Source organism: Amycolatopsis thailandensis, assembly GCF_002234405.1.
Taxonomy (GTDB): domain Bacteria; phylum Actinomycetota; class Actinomycetes; order Mycobacteriales; family Pseudonocardiaceae; genus Amycolatopsis; species Amycolatopsis thailandensis.
This window is the reverse complement of the sequence record NZ_NMQT01000204.1, coordinates 1-513: the sequence shown is the minus strand read 5'-3', so window position 1 is coordinate 513 and position 513 is coordinate 1. Positions and strand designations below refer to the sequence as shown.

The 513-nt window shown below is 66.3% G+C and carries 1 protein-coding gene; it reads right to left on the bottom strand.

What is annotated here, in order from left to right; translation table 11 throughout:
* On the bottom strand, positions 1 to 513 hold a 513-nt coding region (locus tag CFP71_RS41085; protein WP_143267269.1), incomplete at both ends, for a tetratricopeptide repeat protein.

Below are 513 nucleotides of genomic sequence, written 5' to 3'. Positions count from 1 at the left end.
GGGAAGCACTTCGCGGATCTCCTTGAGATTCTGAAGCAGGTCCAGTCGAGGTTCCCGTGGCGGGTCGTCCGCGAGAACGTCGGCGAGCAGGCGTTTCGCTTCCGGCTCCCGGCCGAGGATCACCAAGTAGAGAACGGGTTCCAGCCGGGCTTCCCAATCGCAGGGGTGGGACGCCGCTTTGGTGACCGCCTCATCGAGTGCCCGTTCGAAGTGGGCCATGGCGGACTCGGGCTGTCCGATCTTCAGCTCCGCCAGTGCCAAGGTGTTCCTCACCCAATCGGCTCCCGCGGTGGAGCGCCGCAGGACGGAAACCGCCTCGGTGATCTGCCCGGCGAACAACAGCGCTTCGCCGAGACAGCCACCGTAGTACGCGCTGTCCGGTTCCCGCCTGACCACCTCACGCAGATCTTCGACAGCCTTGTCGTGCTCGTCCGCCTGACGGTGGATCTCCGCGCGATGGGCGAGGCAGTCGACATCGCCGAAGCCGAGCGCCCGGGCCTCTTCCACATCGGC